We start from the raw sequence: 16,071 nt of genomic DNA, 5'->3' as shown, positions 1-16,071 counted from the left end.
GTCGGTTCCCCCGGGGAACCGACAGGCCCTTTGCCCATGCGCCCATCCTGCCTACGCGCCGCTCTTGCCCATGCGCCCATCTCGCCTACGCGCCCGCGGGCAGCTCGGCCTCGATGAGGTCGGCCGCCCGCAGGGTGCCGCCCTCTCCCGCCATCTCCTCCCGGATCACCGCCAGACGGCGCGCCACCTCGGGATCCTCGACCAGGGCGAGGACGGCCTCCCGCAGGGTCTCGGCCGTGGCCTCCGCCATCGGCAGGTGGCTGGCCACGCCCAGCGACTGGAGCATGTCGGCGTTGCCGAACTGGTCGACGGCCTGCGGTACGGCGACCATCGGGGTGCCGGTGGCCAGCCCCTCCTGGCTGCCGCCCGCACCGGCGTGCGTGATGAACGCGTCGGCCTGCCGGAGGATCGCGAGCTGGGGCACCCACGGGTGGACCTCCACGTTGCCGGGCACCTCCCCCAGCTCCGCGGGGTCGACGAAGCGGCCGATCTGCAGCACGACATGCCAGCCCGGCAGCCCGCCGAAGGCCTCGACGCACGCGCGGTAGAAGGCGGGCTGCTTGGTGAAGCTGGAGCCCAGCGACACGAGCAGCACCTTCTCGGCGTCGGCGGGCCGCCGCCAGTCCCCCTGTGCGGCGCGGTCGCCCTGGCAGGCGCCGACGAAGGTGTACCGCTTCTCGTCGACGCGGTCGGCGTTCGGCTGGAGGGCCCTGGGGATGAGGACGAGGCACCGGTCGGGGCGGCCCATGAAGTCCTCGACGCTCAGGTCCATGCCGTTCTCCGCGATCCAGCGCGCGAAGGTGTCGTAGAACGCCTTGCCGCGCGGGGTCCGCTTGAGCGGCTCGAACAGCGGCTTGCCGACCTCCTCGTCATAGCCCTCCCAGGCGACGAGGTTCGGGGAGAGCTGCACGATCGGCACGCCCCATCGGTGGGCGAGCACCCGGGCCGGGTACGCGGTGATGTCGTACAGCACCAGGTCCGGTTCGTCGCCCTCGTAGGCCGCCGCGAGTTGCGGCTCGGCCTGCAGCGCGTCGGTCAGGAACGGTTCGATGTTGTCGATCAGCTCGGTTCCCCATGCCTCCGGGTCGTCGTCGTCCGTGGGCAGGGTCGAGTGCCAGGGCCTCGGCTCGGCCCCCGTCGCGGCGACCTTCTCGGCGAAGGCGGGCGGAATCGCGTACGTCACGCGGTGGCCGCGCGCCACGAGCTCGCGGATCACCTCGATGCTCGGGTTCACGTGCCCATGGGCGGCGATGGAGAACATGGCGATGTGGGCGGGGCGGGTAGTCATGCGACGACCTTAGGCAAGACGAGACGTCTCGTTCAACCTGTTTCCGCTCGTGTCAGCGGCCACCGCCGCCTCGGTACCGGCCCCGGCCACTCACCTCTGGCCCCGACCACTCACCTCTGATAGCGGGCCAGCACCAGGTTCCCGTTCCGTACCAGCCGCTTCCTCAGCTCGGCGAGGCCGATCGCCCCGCTGTAGTACTCCTGGAAGGCGGGGGTCGCCACCTTGTCCTTCCACTCGGGATAGCCGCGCACGGACTGGGCGGGGGCCGGGCGGAGGTGGGCGGCGAGGGCGGCGCCGGTCGCCCAGCCGTCCTTGGCGGTGTGCAGGGCGGGGTCCTTGAGTGCCTCGGTCCCCGTGGGCAGCATCCAGTCGCCGAGGGCGAGGCGGACCATGTTCCGCGGCCGGAGCAGGAAGTCGATGAACGCGGCGGCCTCCTTCTTGTGCGGGCTGTCGGCGGCGATGGACAGGGTCTGCGGGCTGACGCCCTGGGTGAGCCCGTCCGCGCCGGCCGGGGCGGGCAGCACCTGCCAGTCGAAGCCCTTCGGCGCCTGCTGCACGATCTGCTGACGGTAGGAGAACCCGAGCGGCACCATCGCGTACTTCCCCCCGAAGAAGCCGGGCAGTGTGTCGGAGCCGCCCATGCCGAGCGTGGCGCTGGAGGCGCTGCGGTCCGTGTTCACCTCGTCGTGCACGGTCCTCGGCACCACCGCGTCGGCCGCGTCGAACCGGACGGTCACCTTGCCGTCGGCGCCCCGCTGGAACAGCTGTCCGCCGGTGGAGAGGGAGAGGTTGAGCGTCGCCGAGACGGGTTCCTTGAGCGGCCAGGCGACGCCGTACCTGCCCTTGCCGCTCAGCCGCTTCGCGATCGCCCGGAACTCGTCCCAGGTCCACGGCCGTTCGGGCGTGGGAATGCGGACGCCCGACGCCCTCAGCCATCCGGCGTTGGCGATCAGGACCCGCGGCTCCTGGAGGAAGGGCACGCCGTAGACCCCGTCCCCGAAGGTCGCGGTGTCCCAACTGTGCTGCGGGATCTCGGCCTTGAGCCGCGCGGGCAGCAGCGTGCGCAGATCGGCGAGATAGCCGCCGTAGGCGAAGTCCGCGAGGTCGTCCGAGGCGTCGTGGATGATGTCCGGCGCCTCGCCGCCCTCGAAGGAGGTGAGCAGCTGGTCGTGGACACTGTCCCAACTGCCCTGGATGTACTCGACCTTGACGCCTGGATGGGTGGCGTTCCACTCCTTCACCAGCGCCTCGTTCGCGGTGACGGACTCCTGCTGCCAGGCCAGGGACTGGAAGCGCAGGGTGATCCCGCCGCCCTCCGATCCGCCGCCGCCACCGGAGCAGCCCGCGCCCAGCAGGAGCAGCAACCCCATGACCAGCGCGAGGCGTCCTCTCGCGCGCATCGACTTCCCGCGCACCGGCCTCCCACGCATCGGCTTCCCCCGCATCAGCTCTTCACCGCCCCGGCGAGCATGCCGCCCGTGATCCGCTTCTGGATGATCGCGAAGACGACCAGGGACGGCAGGGTCGCGAGGGTCGCCGCCGCGGCGAGCGGGCCGAGGTCCGCGGCTCCCTCCGCCCCGATGAAGTGCGTGAGGACGACCGGGAGGGTCTGTTTCTCCGGGGTCTTGAGCAGCACGAGCGCGAAGAAGAACTCGTTCCACGTGCTGATGAACGCGAACAGCGCCGTCGCCACGATGCCGGGCGCGAGCAGCGGAGCGGTGACGGAGAGGAGCGTCCGCGCCCTTCCCGCCCCGTCGACCGCCGCGGCCTCCTCCAGCTCGGCGGGCACGGCCCGTACGTACCCCACCAGCATCCACAGCGCGAACGGCAGCGCCCACACCACGTAGACCATGATCAGCCCGGGTACCGAGTCGATCAGCCGCAGGTTCTTCAGGACCAGGAACAGCGGGATGATCACGAGCACGAACGGGAACGCCTGGCTGACCACCACCCACCCCGTGGCGGCCTTGGCGAGCGGGGTGCGGTGGCGCGCCATGACGTAGGCCATGGGGGTCGCGATCAGTACGGCGACGACCGCCGCGCCGAGGGCCGCGAGGAGGGAGTTGAGCGCGGCGTGCAGCAGTGGCTGCTCGTCGAAGGCCTGGCGGAAGTTGGCGAGCGTGGGGCTCCGGGGGATCCAGGTGGGGTGGAGACTGGCCAGCTCGCGGGCGGGCTTGAACGCGGTGGAGATCAGCCAGAGGAAGGGGAAGGCCAGGAAGACGAGATAGGCGAGCAGGGCGAGGTACTGGCCCGCGCGGGCCCCTTTGCGGGTCCTCACGTGTCCTCGTCTCCCTTCAGCCGGCCTGCCAGCCGGATCGCGAGCAGCACCGAGATCACCGCGACCATCACGCACCCCATGGCCGCCGCGTAGCCGAACTGCCCGTAGCGGAAGGCCTCTTCGTAGGCGAAGAGCATGGGGAGCCGGGTCCGGCCGCCGGGTCCGCCGTTGGTCAGCACATAGACCAGGGCGAAGGAATTGAAGTTCCAGATAAAATTCAGCGCCGTGATGGCGAGGGCGACCGGTCTCAGGGCGGGCCAGGTGACGGTCAGGAAGCGGCGCCAGGCGCCCGCGCCGTCCATCGCGGCCGCCTCGTGGAGTTCGCGTGGGGTGTTCTGCAGCCCCGCCAGAAGCGCGACCGTGGTCTGTGGCATGCCCGCCCAGACGCCGACGACGATCACCGCGGGCAGGGCGGTGCCGAGACCGCTCAGCCAGTCGTGGCCGTCGCCGAGGCCGAGGTCGCGCAGGGTCTCGTTGAGGATGCCCGCGTCGGGGTTGTAGACGAGCCGCCACATGATGCCGACGACGACCTCGGGCATGGCCCAGGGAATGATCGCGAGGGCGCGGGCGAGCGGACGCAGGCGGAGGTCCTGGTCGAGGAGAAGCGCGAGGCCCAGGGCGAGGAGGAACTGCGGCACGGTCACCCCGACCGCCCACAGCAGTCCGATCCGGAACGAGTCCCAGAACAGGGTGTCGTGCAGCAGGTCCTGGAAGTTGAGCGCCCCGATCCAGCGTGTGGGCGCGGTCCGGCCCGACTGCGCGTCGGTGAACGCCAGCGCGATGCCGTAGAGCAGCGGTCCGACGCTGAGCACCAGGATCGGGATCAGCGCGGGCAGCACCAGGAACCAGGCCCCGTGGTCGACGCGGCGCCGTCCCCCGCCCGCATCGGGCGTGCGCGTCGCCGGCCGCCTGGTCGCGCTCGCCAATGTCATGGAATCGGCTCCTTTGCGCGACTCATGGCGGTCTGGCCGTCCCGGCGGCCCCCGTCATGGTCCTCAGCGAGATGGAGGTCGTCAAGACACCTCGCACGCGGTCCGACCTGTGCGAATGCGACACTGGCCGACGGATGGCGGGAACCTGACGCCTTACCCGAAGGTCGTACACGAGGGTCGTACACGGGCTGTGCGCGAGGACGCGGAGGCGAAGATGGACGAGGCACGGGCGCGGGACGTACTGGCCGCGGCGGAGGTGCTGCCCGGACCGGCGCGGGACGCGACGCTGCTCGCCCTGGGCGAGAACGCGGTGTTCGCCGCCGATGACCTGGTGGTCAAGGTGGGCCGCGATGCCGAACTGCTCGACCGCGCCCGGCGGGAACTGGACATCGCGGCCTGGCTCGCCGAGGCGGGCGTCCCCGCGGTGCGGGCGGCCGAGACCCAGGCTCTGCTGGTGGACGGTCACCCGGTGACGTTGTGGCACCGGCTGCCCGATCCCGTACGCCCCGCCGAGCCACGGGATTTGGCCGAACTGCTACGGGTGGTGCACACACTTCCCTCCCCCGCCTTCCCCCTGCCGCCCCGCGAGCTGCTGGGCGGGGTGGAGCGCTGGCTGCGGCTCGCGGGCGATGCGATCGACCCCGCGGACGCGGCGTATCTGCGGGCGCGGCGCGACGGCTTCGCGGACGCCGCGGCCGCGCTCACCCCGCACCTGCCGCCGGGCCCGATCCACGGCGACGCGCTCCCCCGCAATGTGCACGTGGGCCCCGACGGCCCGGTCCTGGTCGACCTGGAGACCTTCTCCGCCGATCTGCGCGAGCACGACCTGGTGGTCATGGCGCTCTCCCGCGACCGCTACGGGCTGCCCGCCGACGCGTACGACTCCTTCACCGAGATCTACGGCTGGGATGTACGCGCGTGGGAAGGCTGCTCCGTGCTCCGGGGCGCCCGCGAGACCGCCAGCTGCGCCTGGGTCGCCCAGCACGCGCCGAGCAACCCGAAGGCCCTGGCCGAGTTCGAGCGACGGGTGGCGTCGCTGCGGGACGGGGACGAGACCGTGCGCTGGTACCCGTTCTGACGCTTCCCGAGCTCCCCGGCAGTGCGGGTCCTCTCAGACCTTCTGGTCCGCCAGGTCCCGCATCGGCCAGGTCCCGTCGATCACCGCGTCCGTCTCCCCCTTGCGGCGCAGGAAGCTCTGGAAGTCGGCCGCCCACTCGGCGTACCACTCGATCTGGCGGCGGTGCAGCTCCGCCGGGCCGAGGGCCGCGACCTTCGGGTGGCGGTCGGCTATCGCACGGGCGAGCTTGGCCGCGGCCAGGGCGTCGGCCGAGGCGTCGTGGGCGGCGTCCAGCGACACGCCGTACTCCGTGCAGACCGCTTCGAGGTTGCGCTTGCCTCGGCGGTAGCGGTCGACGGAGCGGTCGATCGTGTACGGGTCGACGACCGGCGCGGGGTCGGTCCCGCCGAGCCGCTCGCGCAGCGACGGCAGCCCGTACCTGCGCAGTTCGGCGGAGAGCAGGGTCAGGTCGAAGGCCGCGTTGTACGCCACGACCGGGACGCCGCTCTTCCAGTACCCGGTGAGGACGCCGGCGATCGCGTCGGCGACCTGGTCGGCGGGCCTGCCCTCCGCGGCCGCCCGCTCGTTGGAAATCCCGTGCACCGCCACCGCGTCCGCCGGAATCTCCACGCCCGGATCGGCCAGCCACTCACGGCGCCCTATCGGCTCTCCGTCCTTGACCTCGATCACGGCACCCGTGACGATGCGCGCCTCGCGCGGATCGGTCCCGGTCGTCTCCAGGTCGAAGCCGATCAGCAGCTCCCGGTGCCAGCCCATGGGCGGCCCCCCTTCTTCGTGGTGCTTTCCCCCAGTGGTCTCCACGATCGCACGAGCCACTGACAGTCCGAGGACCGCGTTCCGCTTCCCGCCCCGGACACCACGTCACGGCCCCGGTCGGAGCGACACTTCAGGACACCGGACGCGAATCCGCCCAAGCCACCTCGAACTCCTCGCGATATGTGGGGAACAGGCCCTCTTCGCCGATCTCGTCCGGTTTGACCACCCGGCCGCCGCCGCGCAGCACCAGCACCGGTGCCTCCATACCGCGGGCGCGGCGCAGATACGACTGCACGATCGCGATGCCGTCGGAGCCGTCCCCGTCGACGAGGTACGCCGTGAAGCGCGGCGTCTCGTCGTACACCTGGATCTCGAACGCGCCGGGGTCGCGCAGGCGGGCCCGCACCCGTCGCATGTGCAGGATGTTCATCTCCACGGCCCGGCTCAACTCGCCGCGCTTGAGACCGAGTTCGCGCTCACGCCGTTTGACCGCGCTGGACGCCGGGTTCAGGAACAGCAGCCGCACCCGGCAGCCCGACTCGGCGAGGCGTACGAGCCGCCGCCCGGAGAAGTTCTGCACCAGCAGGTTCAGGCCGATGCCGATGGCGTCGAGGCGGCGGGCGCCGCCGAAGAGGTCCTCGGCGGGGAACTGGCGCAGCAGCCGCACCCGGTCGGAGTGCACGCCGACCACGTCCGCGTACCGGTCGCCGACCAGCTCCTCGACGGCGTCGACGGGCAGCCGGCGCGCGGAGGGCACGTCGCTGCCGGCGCCGAGGATCTCCAGGAGCTTCGCCGCGGCGCGCTCGGCCTGTCCCAGGACCGCCTCGGACAGGGCCCGGTTGCGGGAGACCACGTTCCGGGTGACTTCCAGTTCGTCCAGCGCGAGTTCGACGTCCCGGCGCTCGTCGAAGTAGGGCTCGAAGCACGGCCAGTGCTGCACCATGAGCTCGCGCAGCTGCGGCAGGGTGAGGAAGCTGAGCACGTTGTCGTCGGCCGGGTCGAGCAAGTAGCCCTTGCGTCGGCTGACCTCGCGTACGGCGACCGCGCGCTGCACCCACTCCTGCCCGGCGGGTCCGGCGGCGGCGACCACCCAGTCGTCGCCGTGGACGGGCTCGTAGATGGGGCGCAGAACAGCGGCCACGACCGCGCGCAGCCGCTGTTCGACCAGATTCAGCCAGATGTAGGCACGGCCGGCTCGCTGGGCACGCGTACGCACCTCACGCCAGGCGTCGGCGCCCCAGTCCAGTTCCGGTCCAATGGATCCCATCTCCATCGGCCGCGCCAGGGACACCGCGCCGGGTGGGACATCTGTGGAGTTCCCCTCGTGACCCTCGTCACCAGGAGGCAACTCCAGCCCTCCCGAGCCCACCCGCGCACCGCCTTCCGCTCCCCCGAGCTCTTCCGTGGGGTCAGCCCCACTCAACGATCAAGGAAGGGTACTCCGGGAGCGGCGGGCGGTGCAGCCCGATGGACAGGTCGTTTCTCAACTACCGTTTTCCGCATGCCCGTTCTGGTTGGCGAGCTCCGGCGGAGTGAGCGGATTCATAGCGGTGACGTCACGCGGAGCGAGGGAAAACCCCTGCCAGTGGACCGGCATGGGCTGCTGGTCCTCGTCGCGCGCTATGTGGTGGAAGCCCACATTGACCCACACGATGGGGTGGGTGAGCGTCTGTCCGTTGACGTACGTGTCGACGGACTTGCCCGCTCCGGCACCGCAGTTGAGCAGATTGTTCGTGGCGAACTGCTCGCACTGCTTGTACTCGGTGAAGTACACGTCGTGCTTGGTGAAGGGGCGGCCGAGGTACTTGGTGGTGGCACCCGGGACGATCTCGTAACTGCGGGCGTGGTCGTCCTTGTTCTTGCCGGTGTCGCTGACGACGCGCCACCAGCGCATGTTCTTGGCGTCGCCCGCGAGTTCCTTGGTGACCTTGGTGCGGGTGGTCTTGTTGGTCGGGCCCTCGTTGCCGTTGCGGGGCGGGCTGACCACGGAGTCGTACTGCTCGACCTTGTTCTTGGAGGAGCCGTCGAGGCCGAAGTCCAGCCGCCAGAAGACGTTGTGGCTGTGGCTGGTGGCGTAGGCCTTGGCGCCCTTGCCGATGGGCCAGCCGCGGCCGTCGCCCGCGTCGTAGTCGCCGGGCGAGAGGCTGCCGGTGGCGCCGATGTTCATGTTGATGGTGCCGTCGTCCTGGAAGCGCCACTCGGTGATGTACTCGTACCAGCCGACCTTGTTGACGGTGTAGATCAGCAGGTCCTTGCCCTGGGTCTGGTAGACCTTGTTGCCCGTGTCGGCCTCCATGCGGTAGGCGTGGCCACGCGAACGGGTGGTGGTGCACAGGCCGTTGACGTTCGGGTGCTGCGGGTCCCAGGCGTTGGGGATCTTCACGGTCTTGATGGTGCCGCCGGGGCACTCGCCGGGCGCCATCTTCATCAGGCCCTGTCCGAAGCCGGCGCCCGTGAGGTCGTCGTACTCGGCCTTGCCGTCGTCGTAGGGGACGTGGATCTGGCCGAGCTTGGCACTGGTGAGGACCTTGATCGGCTGGGCCTCGCCCTTGGGCTGGTACGAGATGTTCTCCAGGACGAGCCCGGCCTCGCTCTCGTAGTGCCAGCACATGCGCCAGGTGGTGCCGGTGGAGAGCTTCTGCTCGATCTTGTACGCCGTGCTGCAGCTCGCGGCCGCGGCGGGCGCGGCCTTGGACTGGGCGACGGCCGGACCTGCGGCCGTCGTCGCGCCGACGGCGAGTGCGGCCACCGAGAGACCGACCGCCGTCCGGCTGCGGGCACGACTGATTCTGTTCACGCGCATGACGAAGAGACTCCTTGCGAAAGCATGTGGAAGAAGGAGGTGCGTTGGGAAAGTGAACGGAGGCGGCTCAGCCGCCCGGAGCGCGCCGGTCGCCGCTCAGCCGAGCTTGCCGACCTTGCGGGCGCTCAGGTCGATCACCAGTGCACGGGCATCGATCCAGGACCCGTTCCTGACCTTCGGGAACAGCCTCACGCAACGGTGCTCGCCGCACTGCGCGAGGAGGGCGGGCTGGGCGCCCGAGGTCGCCCGGTAGACCATGCTGTTCAGCGTCAGCTGGTCGGGCGAGGTGAGTTCCTTGCCGGTGGCGTCCTTGTAGTCGGCTCGCAGGCCGGCGCCGAGCGGGTCGGCGATCAGCAGTTTCGCGGCCTCGACCATCTCGTCGCGGCTGATGGGCGGCTGGACACCGTGCTGGGTGTCCGTCCGCTCGACCTTCCCGCTGTCGAGGTTGACCGTCTTGGTGACGAGCGTGTCGTCCTTGTAGTCGTAGAACGTGACGTCCGCGCGGCGCGGCGCGTTCGGGTCGTCGAGTTCGTTCTCCTCCGGGTCGGCGAGGTCGACCCCGATGCGCTGCGGGCCGCGCTGCCCCTCGACGTTCTCGCCGGAGGTGAACAACTGCCGGTTCAGCGCGATCTGTTCGACCCGCCTGGTCTCGTCGTCGGTCAGCGGATCACGGCCGGTGCCCTTGTCGCCCTCGGCCGGGGCCCGCTCGACGACACCGGGCTCGACGACCGCCTGTCCCTGCCCCTGCTGTTGTCCCGCCTGCCGCGCGGCCGGGTTGCCGCCCTGCAGGCCGCCCGAGCTCTCATCGGCCCCCGCCAGGCCCGGAAGCGTGATCCCGACCATCACGGCCGTCCCGGCCACCGCGATGGCCGCACCCGCCACCACTTTTCCCAGATGGCGGTGCACTATCTTGCGCACATTTCCCCCTACTCCCTCTGTTTCTCCAGGAGTGATCTGAGCCCCACTGGTTCGGCATACGACGTATGCCTGGTCAGCGGGTAAGAGGGACATAAGTCATATGAGGTTCCCTCACTTTCGGGGAGACTCGACTCCGAGTTGCCCCCAGGGGCGCGGCACTACTGGAAGAGTCATATCCATGCAGGTCTGGCCTGGTGAGGCATATCCACTCGGTGCCACGTACGACGGCGCCGGTACCAATTTCGCGGTCTTCTCGGAGGCCGCCGACCGGATCGAGCTGTGTCTGCTGCAGGACGACGGCTCGGAGACGGCGGTGGAACTGCGCGAGAGCGACGCGTTCGTACGGCACGCGTATCTGCCCGGGATCATGCCCGGGCAGCGGTACGGGTTCCGGGTGCACGGGCGGTACGCGCCCGAGCGCGGACAGCGCGTCAACTCCGCGAAGCTGCTGCTCGATCCGTACGCGCGTGCGATCAGCGGCTCGGTCAAATGGGGCGAGGAGGTGTACAGCTATCCGTTCGGGGCGCCCGACAAGCGCAACGACCTGGACTCGGCGCCGCACACCATGACCTCGGTCGTGGTCAACCCGTACTTCGACTGGGGCGACGACCGGCGCCCGCGCACCGAGTACCACCACACGGTGATCTACGAGGCCCATGTGAAGGGCCTGACGATGCAGCATCCGGCGCTGCCCGAGGAACTGCGCGGCACCTACGCGGCGCTCGCCCACCCGGCGATCATCGAACACCTGACGGAGCTGGGCGTCACGGCGCTGGAGCTGATGCCCGTACACCAGTTCGTGAACGACCACCGGCTGGTGGAGATGGGCCTCGACAACTACTGGGGCTACAACACGATCGGCTTCTTCGCCCCGCACAACACCTACGCGTCCTGGGGCGACCGCGGCCAGCAGGTCCTGGAGTTCAAGTCGGCGGTCCGGGCGCTGCACGAGGCCGGGATCGAGGTCATCCTGGACGTGGTCTACAACCACACCGCCGAGGGCAACCACCTGGGCCCGACGCTGTCCTTCAGGGGCCTCGACAACGCCTCGTACTACCGCCTCGCGGACGACCCCCGCTACTACATGGACACCACGGGGACCGGCAACTCGCTCCTCATGCGCTCCCCGCACGTGCTCCAGCTGATCATGGACTCGCTGCGCTACTGGGTCACCGAGATGCACGTCGACGGCTTCCGCTTCGACCTCGCGGCCACGCTGGCCCGCCAGTTCCACGAGGTGGACCGGCTGTCGTCGTTCTTCGACCTGGTGCAGCAGGATCCGGTGGTCTCCCAGGTGAAGCTGATCGCCGAGCCCTGGGACGTCGGCGAGGGCGGCTACCAGGTGGGCAACTTCCCGCCGCTGTGGACCGAGTGGAACGGCAAGTACCGCGACACCGTAAGGGACCTGTGGCGCGGCGAGCCGCGCACGCTGGCGGAGTTCGCCTCCCGTCTGACCGGCTCCTCCGACCTCTACCAGGACGACGGCCGCCGTCCGCTCGCCTCCATCAACTTCGTCACTTGCCATGACGGGTTCACGCTGAACGACCTCGTCTCCTACAACAACAAGCACAACCAGGCCAACGGCGAGGACAACCGCGACGGCGAGAGCCACAACCGGTCCTGGAACTGCGGCGCCGAGGGCGACACCGACGACGAGGCCGTACTCGCGCTGCGGGCCCGTCAGAAGCGCAACTTCATCGCGACGCTGATGCTCTCCCAGGGTGTGCCGATGCTCAGCCACGGCGACGAGTTCGCGCGCACCCAGAACGGCAACAACAACGCCTACTGCCAGGACAGCGAGCTGTCCTGGGTGCCGTGGCCCGAGGACGGCGGCGAGCTGCTGGACTTCACGCGCGCGATGGTGTGGCTGCGCCGCGACCACCCCGTCTTCCGGCGGCGCCGGTTCTTCCACGGCCGCCCCGTCCAGGGCACCCACGACGAGCTGTCCGACATCGCGTGGTTCACCCCGGCGGGCACCGAGATGACCCAGCGCGACTGGGGGTCCACGCAGGCGCAGGCGCTGTCGGTCTTCCTCAACGGCAACGCGATCTCCGAGCCGGGCCCGCGCGGCGAGCACATCGCCGACGACTCCTTCCTGCTGATGTTCAACGCCTCGCCCAAGCCGCTGGAGTTCGTGGTTCCGGTCAACCACGGGCGGCAGTGGCAGGTGGTCGTCGACACGGCCCTCCCGGACGGGGTGACGCCGGGCACGGGTGCGAAGGTCCAGGCCGGTGACCGGCTGACCCTGCTCGACCGGAGCCTGACCGTGCTGCAACGGCCCGCGTAGCCGGTCATTCGGGCGTACGTCGATGACACGAAAGAGGGCGAGGCGGGTACGTAGGTCTCCATGACACCTGAGCGTCCCGAACGGGAGATCCCGGCCCCGGTGGTACCCGCTGCGCCCACCGCCACCTACCGGCTGCAGCTGCAGCCGGAGTTCCCCTTCGGGGCCGCCGAGGCCGCCGTGCCGTACCTGGCCTCGCTCGGCGTCTCCCATCTGCACCTGTCCCCCGTCCTGGAGTCGGTCCCCGGCTCGACGCACGGCTACGACGTGGTGGACCACGCGCGAGTACGGGGTGAACTGGGCGGCGAGGACGGGCTGCGCTCCCTCGCCCGCACGGCACGGGAGCACGGGCTCGGCCTGGTCGTGGACATCGTGCCGAACCACATGGCGATGGCCCCGCGCCACAACCACGCCCTGTGGGAGGTGCTGCGCGAGGGCCCCGAGTCGCCGTACGCGCGCTGGTTCGACATCGACTGGGACGCCGGGGGCGGCCGGCTGCTGCTGCCGGTGCTCGGGGGCCGGCTCGGCTCGGAGATCGGCCACCTGAAGGTGGACGGCGACGTACTGCGCTACTACGACCACGTGTTTCCGCTGCGCGAGGGCACCGCCGCTCTGCCGCTGCCGGAGCTCCTCGACGCGCAGTGGTACCGGCCGGCCTGGTGGCGGCTGGCCCGCACCGACCTCAACTACCGGCGCTTCTTCAGCATTTCGGAGCTCATCGGGGTGCGGGTCGAGGACCCGGAGGTGTTCACGGCGACCCACGCGAAGATCCTGGAGCTGCTGGACGAGGGGGTGGTCGAGGGACTGCGCATCGACCACCCGGACGGTCTGGCGGACCCGGACGCCTATCTGCGCCGCCTCCACGAGGCGACCGGCGGGCGTTGGACGGTGGTCGAGAAGATCCTCGCGGACGGCGAGCCGCTGCCCGCCGCCTGGCCCGTCGCGGGCACCACGGGCTACGACGCCCTGCGGCACGTCGACGGCCTCTTCACGGACCCGGCGGGCGCGGGGGAACTCCTCGGCCAGTACCGGCGGTTCGCGGCCCCTCAGACCGATCGGGGCGGCCGCTGGGAGGCGACGGTGCGCCGGGCGGCGTACAAGGTGATCACGCACGAGCTGGCCACGGAGTTCGACCGCCTCACGCGCGTGGCGAGCCGGCTGTGCGCCGCCTCCCCCGATCCGGCACTGCGCGATCACGCCCCGTGGACCCTGGGCACCGCGCTGCGGGAGCTCCTGGTGCGCGTCGAGGTGTACCGGCCGTATCCGTCCACGGACGCCTCCCTGGTCGTGACGGAGGAGGCCGCCGAAGAGGCCCGGGCGGTCTTCACGGTGCCGGAGGAGGCGCACGCCGTGGACGCCGTACGGGACCTGCTGCTCGGGCGGGCCGGTGACGGGCCCGAGCGGGCGGAGTTCCGGGCCCGGTTCGCGCAGACCTCGTCCGCGCTGCGGGCGAAGTCCGTGGAGGACACCGCGTTCTACCGCTATGTGCCCCTGATGTCGGCCAACGAGGTGGGCGGGAACCCGGGCGCTCCGGCCGTGTCCCCGGAGGACTTCCACGCCTACTGCGCGCGCGTGCAGCGCGACTGGCCCGCCACCGGCACCGCCCTGTCGACCCACGACACCAAACGCAGCGCGGACGTCCGCGCCGCCCTCTCGGTGCTCACCCAGTGCCCCGAGCGATGGGCGGACGTGCTGGCCGAGGTGACCCGCGAGGGGGCGACGGGCGTACCCGACCCCCAGCTGGCGTGGGCCGCGTGGCAGACGGTGTTCGGGCTGGGTCCGGCCGACGCGGACCGCGTCCAGGGGGCACTGCTCAAGCACGTCCGGGAGGCCGGGCTGCACACCTCCTGGACCGAGCAGAACCCCGCGTACGAGGAGTCGGTGGCGTCCTTCGTCGCGGCGGGCCCCTGCGGGCCGCTCGGGCGGCCCGTGGCGGACTTCCGGGCCTCGCTCGCCCCGCACGTCCGGGCGAACGTCCTGGGGGCCGCTCTGGTCCAGCTGACGATGCCCGGGGTACCCGACGTCTACCAGGGCACCGAGGGCGAGTACCTGGCGCTGGTGGACCCCGACAACCGCGAGCCGTTCACGCCCCTGGAGCAGGCTTCGGCGAAGACCGCGCTCACCACGGCGGCGCTGCGGCTGCGCGCGCGGCGCCCCGAGGTCTTCGGCGACGCGGCGACGTACGTGCCACTGGCGGCGGCGGGGCCGGGCGCCGCGCACTGCGCGGCGTTCGTCCGCTCCGGGGAGGTGATTTCCGCCGTCACCCGGCTTTCGCTGCGCCTGGCGGAGGCGGGCGGCTGGCGCGACACCCGGCTCGCGCTCCCCGACGGGCGGTGGGCGGACGTGCTCGCCCCGGAGCGGGAGTTCACGGGGCACACGCGTGTGGCGGAGCTTTTCGAGCGGTTGCCGGTGGTCCTTCTGGAGCGGGTCAGCGCAGGCGGACCAGCAGGCTCCGGGGAGAGCGGCTGATCAGGCCGTCCGCGACGGGGCAAAAGCCCGGGGACCTGCGCAGCTCCGGGAGGGCGGCGAGCAGGGCGTGCAGGCCGTGTTCCGCGGTGAGCCGGGCTAGCAGCGCGCCGGGGCAGAAGTGCCGTCCGGAGCCGTACGCGAGCTGCCCGGGGTCGGGCCGGAAGACGTCGTAGCGGTCCGGGTCGGCGAACCGGGCCGGGTCGCGGCCCGCGGCGCCCAGCAGACACGCCACGGTGGCACCCACGGATACCGCGCCCACCGGCTCGACGGCCTGGCGCAGCACGATGTGCAGCGGGGGATCGCGGCGCAGCGACTCGGCCCAGGCCCCGGCCGTCAGCTCGGGGCGGGCGCGCACCAGCGCCAGTTGGCCGGGGTGGTCGAGGAGGTTGGCGAGGAACGACGCCAGCGCGTGCGCGCTCGCCTCGCCGCCCGCGCCCAGGAGCGTCCCGGCGATCCCCGCCACGGCCTCGTCGGACAGCGGGCGTCCGTCCGCCCGCGCCGTGCACAGCGCGGAGAGCAGATCGTCGCCCGGGTGGGCGCGCCGGCGGGCGATGTACGGGAGCAGGAAGGCGTCGAGCTCGGGGTGGTGGCCGCCGAGGTGGTCGAGGCCCGTGCGGCACCAGGAGTGCACGCGCGCGGTGTCCTCGTACGGCAGCCCGAGCGCGGCCACGGCCGCCGCGGTGGGCAGCCAGTGGCAGAACTCGGCGACGAGGTCGGCCTCCTGGCGGTCGGCGAGGCGGCGGGCGAGGACGTACGCCGTCCGTTCGACCCCGGCGGTCAGCGCGGTCAGGGCGTGTCCGCGGAACGCCGGTGAGACGAGCGCACGGTGCGCGCTGTGCGTGCCGCCCTCCAGGTGGGCCAGGGTGCGTCCGGGCGGCGGGGCGACGAGCCGGGGGTCGGCGAGGGCGGCGCGCACATCGGCGTACCGGCTGACCAGCCACGCGCCGAACGGCCGGTCGTACACGAGCGGGAACTTCTGGCGCAGGGTGCGGTACAGCGGGTACGGGTCGCGTTCGATGCCGGGGGTGAGCAGGCTAGGGGGGTCGGGCAGCCCTCGTACGACGGGCGGTCGTGTCGATGTCGCGAGCGGCGTGACCGGAGTGACCCGGGCGATGGGCGTGACCGGAGCGGCGGGTGTGACCACAGCGGTGGGCGCGATCGAAGCGCCTTCGGCGGGAAGGCCATGAGGACACAACACCGCGGGCCTCCCACCTCGGGTCTGCGCGCCGGGGAGCGGCACGTGGTCGTTCCCAGCGGACCACCGC

The 16,071-nt window shown here is 71.3% G+C and carries 12 protein-coding genes; 3 read left to right on the top strand and 9 right to left on the bottom strand.

The window, feature by feature from the left end; genetic code table 11:
* Positions 1-85 precede the first annotated feature (85 nt).
* The 4 genes from mgt to ACIQTP_RS13665 form a co-directional block, all read right to left on the bottom strand.
* Positions 86-1,288 (bottom strand): macrolide-inactivating glycosyltransferase, encoded by a 1,203-nt coding sequence (gene mgt, locus ACIQTP_RS13680; protein WP_403399457.1) that lies wholly within the window; start codon positions 1,286-1,288, stop codon positions 86-88.
* Positions 1,289-1,398: 110 nt separating this feature from the next.
* A complete protein-coding gene (locus tag ACIQTP_RS13675) occupies positions 1,399-2,688 on the bottom strand; it encodes an ABC transporter substrate-binding protein (RefSeq protein ID WP_403399455.1) in 1,290 nt (429 codons plus the stop codon).
* Between the two features lie 44 nt (positions 2,689-2,732).
* Positions 2,733-3,566: a carbohydrate ABC transporter permease gene (locus ACIQTP_RS13670; RefSeq protein ID WP_403399453.1), complete on the bottom strand. Its 834-nt coding sequence runs from the start codon at positions 3,564-3,566 to the stop codon at positions 2,733-2,735.
* Positions 3,563-4,498, bottom strand: a complete 936-nt coding sequence (locus ACIQTP_RS13665) for a carbohydrate ABC transporter permease (RefSeq protein ID WP_403399452.1) — start codon at positions 4,496-4,498, stop codon at positions 3,563-3,565. Before ACIQTP_RS13665 ends, ACIQTP_RS13670 begins: the two co-directional genes overlap by 4 nt.
* A gap of 214 nt (positions 4,499-4,712) precedes the next feature.
* Between ACIQTP_RS13665 and ACIQTP_RS13660 the strand changes: the two genes are divergently transcribed.
* A complete protein-coding gene (locus ACIQTP_RS13660; protein ID WP_403399834.1) occupies positions 4,713-5,576 on the top strand; it encodes a phosphotransferase enzyme family protein in 864 nt (287 codons plus the stop codon).
* A 33-nt stretch (positions 5,577-5,609) separates the two neighbouring features.
* Here ACIQTP_RS13660 and ACIQTP_RS13655 read toward each other — a convergent pair whose 3' ends face one another.
* From ACIQTP_RS13655 to ACIQTP_RS13640, 4 genes are all read right to left on the bottom strand, one after another.
* Entirely contained in the window at positions 5,610-6,332 is a 723-nt protein-coding gene (locus ACIQTP_RS13655) for a 3'-5' exonuclease (RefSeq protein WP_403399449.1), read from the bottom strand.
* Between the two features lie 130 nt (positions 6,333-6,462).
* Positions 6,463-7,701 (bottom strand): SAV2148 family HEPN domain-containing protein, encoded by a 1,239-nt coding sequence (locus tag ACIQTP_RS13650; RefSeq protein WP_402038313.1) that lies wholly within the window; start codon positions 7,699-7,701, stop codon positions 6,463-6,465.
* Positions 7,702-7,815: 114 nt separating this feature from the next.
* The gene (locus tag ACIQTP_RS13645) at positions 7,816-9,135 is read right to left on the bottom strand and encodes a copper amine oxidase (RefSeq protein ID WP_403399447.1); all 1,320 of its coding nucleotides are present in this window, start codon (positions 9,133-9,135) and stop codon (positions 7,816-7,818) included.
* 96 nt (positions 9,136-9,231) lie between these two features.
* Positions 9,232-10,053 carry a Tat pathway signal sequence domain protein gene (locus ACIQTP_RS13640; protein WP_403399445.1) on the bottom strand — a complete coding sequence of 274 codons (822 nt, stop codon included), beginning with the start codon at positions 10,051-10,053 and terminating at the stop codon, positions 9,232-9,234.
* A gap of 178 nt (positions 10,054-10,231) precedes the next feature.
* Between ACIQTP_RS13640 and glgX the strand changes: the two genes are divergently transcribed.
* Both glgX and treY read left to right on the top strand, forming a co-directional pair.
* Positions 10,232-12,340 (top strand): glycogen debranching protein GlgX, encoded by a 2,109-nt coding sequence (gene glgX / locus ACIQTP_RS13635; RefSeq protein WP_402038320.1) that lies wholly within the window; start codon positions 10,232-10,234, stop codon positions 12,338-12,340.
* A 60-nt stretch (positions 12,341-12,400) separates the two neighbouring features.
* Entirely contained in the window at positions 12,401-14,806 is a 2,406-nt protein-coding gene (treY, locus tag ACIQTP_RS13630) for a malto-oligosyltrehalose synthase (RefSeq protein WP_403399442.1), read from the top strand.
* On the opposite strand, the gene ACIQTP_RS13625 is transcribed toward treY, so the two are convergent.
* Positions 14,766-16,004 carry a cytochrome P450 gene (locus ACIQTP_RS13625; protein ID WP_403399440.1) on the bottom strand — a complete coding sequence of 413 codons (1,239 nt, stop codon included), beginning with the start codon at positions 16,002-16,004 and terminating at the stop codon, positions 14,766-14,768. The genes treY and ACIQTP_RS13625 overlap by 41 nt on opposite strands.
* Positions 16,005-16,071: the final 67 nt, after the last annotated feature.

Origin of the sequence: Streptomyces sp. NPDC090798 (assembly GCF_044768965.1) — a bacterium.
Taxonomy (GTDB): Bacteria; Actinomycetota; Actinomycetes; order Streptomycetales; family Streptomycetaceae; genus Streptomyces.
The sequence above is the reverse complement of the archived record's forward strand: the minus strand, read 5'-3'. Positions and strand labels throughout refer to the sequence as shown.

Bases quoted from the DNA above. Each gene is read 5' to 3' on its own strand.
- mgt (WP_403399457.1), bottom strand. From the start codon at position 1,288: ATGACTACCCGCCCCGCCCACATCGCCATGTTCTCCATCGCCGCCCAT.
- ACIQTP_RS13665 (WP_403399452.1), bottom strand. From the start codon at position 4,498: ATGACATTGGCGAGCGCGACCAGGCGGCCGGCGACGCGCACGCCCGAT.
- ACIQTP_RS13655 (WP_403399449.1), bottom strand. From the start codon at position 6,332: ATGGGCTGGCACCGGGAGCTGCTGATCGGCTTCGACCTGGAGACGACC.
- ACIQTP_RS13645 (WP_403399447.1), bottom strand. From the start codon at position 9,135: ATGCGCGTGAACAGAATCAGTCGTGCCCGCAGCCGGACGGCGGTCGGT.
- treY (WP_403399442.1), top strand. From the start codon at position 12,401: ATGACACCTGAGCGTCCCGAACGGGAGATCCCGGCCCCGGTGGTACCC.
- glgX (WP_402038320.1), top strand. From the start codon at position 10,232: ATGCAGGTCTGGCCTGGTGAGGCATATCCACTCGGTGCCACGTACGAC.
- ACIQTP_RS13675 (WP_403399455.1), bottom strand. From the start codon at position 2,688: ATGCGCGCGAGAGGACGCCTCGCGCTGGTCATGGGGTTGCTGCTCCTG.
- ACIQTP_RS13660 (WP_403399834.1), top strand. From the start codon at position 4,713: ATGGACGAGGCACGGGCGCGGGACGTACTGGCCGCGGCGGAGGTGCTG.